Raw genomic sequence first — 1,570 nt, 5'->3', positions numbered from 1 at the left:
CCGCCGGCCGTGCTCCGGGCGCCGGTCGCGGTCGTGGTCCCGGCCTCGGTCCCGGCCTCGGTCCCGGCCTCGTTCGCGGCCTCGGTCTCGGACCGGGCGCGCCGGCGCTGGACGGGGATGCCCCGGGCCGGGTCGGACGGGGGCCGCCCGGCGTCCGGCGTGGCGCCATGGATGTCCTGCTGCACGGGTGTTCCCCTCCCTCCGGCCGGTTCTCGGGTCGGTGCGCGAATTGCGCGACCGACTCGGACACCCTAGACGAGCCGGGTGGGGGAATTGTTCCTGGTGTGATCTCCGCCATGGTGAGGGACCGCGATTCCGCAGGTGAATGCGGTGCTGGGAATTTCCGGTGAGAAACCTTTCAAGATCATGATCCGTGTACGGAACGGTGATCCGATGAGCCGTTCATCCGCTTCCGCGAGGGTCAGCGCACCGCGCACGCGTCCACGTCGGCGGTCCGCCCCTCGAACGACGGCGGAGTGCTGACGCTCAGTGACGGCGAGGGGGACGGCGACACCGCCCGGGCGGCCGGCGGGGCCGCGTCGGCCGTCGGTGAGGGGCCCGATCCCGGCGGCCGCACCTCCACCGGCCGGTCGTCCCGCAGCGCCGCGAACAGCTGCGTGGTCTGCGGCTGCACGAACTCGTCGCGGTCCGAGTCGAACCGGTACGGCCGGCGCGGCGCCGTCAGGAAGGTCACGTCCGAGGAGGGGATGCCGCGCAGGTCCTGGGTCAGGTCGTACAGCGCGCCCAGCGAGGACAGCCCGCCGTCCGCCCGCACCGACGAGGTGGCCGCGTCCAGCACCGGCCACAGCCTGGTCGGGTTGAGCAGCACGCCCTGCGACTCCACCTTGCGGATCAGCGCCGCGAGGAACTGCTGCTGACGCCCCATCCGCTGGGTGTCGCTGCCGTCGCCGAGGGTCTCCCGGGCCCGGACGTAGCCGAGCGCCTGCTCACCGCGCAGGGTCTGCCGCCCGGCCGGCAGGTCCAGCTTGGCGTCCTTGTCGTGGATCGGCTGCGGGACGCACACCTCGACCCCGTCGACGGCGTCCACCATCCGCTTGAACCCGGTGAAGTCGATGATCACGTAGTGGTCGATCCGGATGCCGCTGAGCTGCTCGACGGTCCGGATCGAGCAGGCCGGCCCGCCGGTCTCGAAGGCCGCGTTGAACTGCATCAGCGCGGCCCGGCTGCGGGTGCCGTCCGGCTTCTCGCAGGCGGGGACGCTCACCATGACGTCGCGCGGGATGGAGACGGCGGTCGCGTGCCGCCGGTCGGCCGCCAGGTGGAGCAGGATCGTGGTGTCCGAGCGCTGGCCGCCGGCCGAGCCGTAGGAGGCGTTGGCGCCGGTCCGGTCGTCGCTGCCGATCAGCAGCAGGTTCTCCGCGCCCCTGGCCCCGGCGGTCCGGGCCGGGCGCTCGGCCTCCAGCCGGGCCAGCAGCTGGTCGGTGGTGGAGTCGGTGCGGATGTTGCCGTCGAGCTTGCGGTAGGCGATCCAGAGCAGCACGCCGCCGACGGCCAGCAGGAACGCGAGGGCGCCGGCGGTGACGACCAGCCACCGCCGGCGGGGGGGGGG

The 1,570-nt window shown here is 73.6% G+C and carries 2 protein-coding genes; both read right to left on the bottom strand.

Features of this window, described 5'->3' with window-relative positions; translation table 11 throughout:
• Positions 1-185 (bottom strand): hypothetical protein (locus ABD308_RS30150; protein ID WP_425554883.1); only part of this gene is annotated, 185 nt, incomplete at its 3' end.
• A gap of 236 nt (positions 186-421) precedes the next feature.
• Positions 422-1,570, bottom strand: a 1,149-nt coding sequence (locus ABD308_RS30145; protein ID WP_344341839.1) for an LCP family protein, incomplete at its 5' end; no start/stop codon positions are given.

The organism is Kitasatospora putterlickiae (assembly GCF_039527695.1).
GTDB classification, from domain to species: domain Bacteria; phylum Actinomycetota; class Actinomycetes; order Streptomycetales; family Streptomycetaceae; genus Kitasatospora; species Kitasatospora putterlickiae.
Note: the sequence above shows the minus strand (reverse complement) of the source record. Positions and strands in the feature narration are given on the sequence as shown.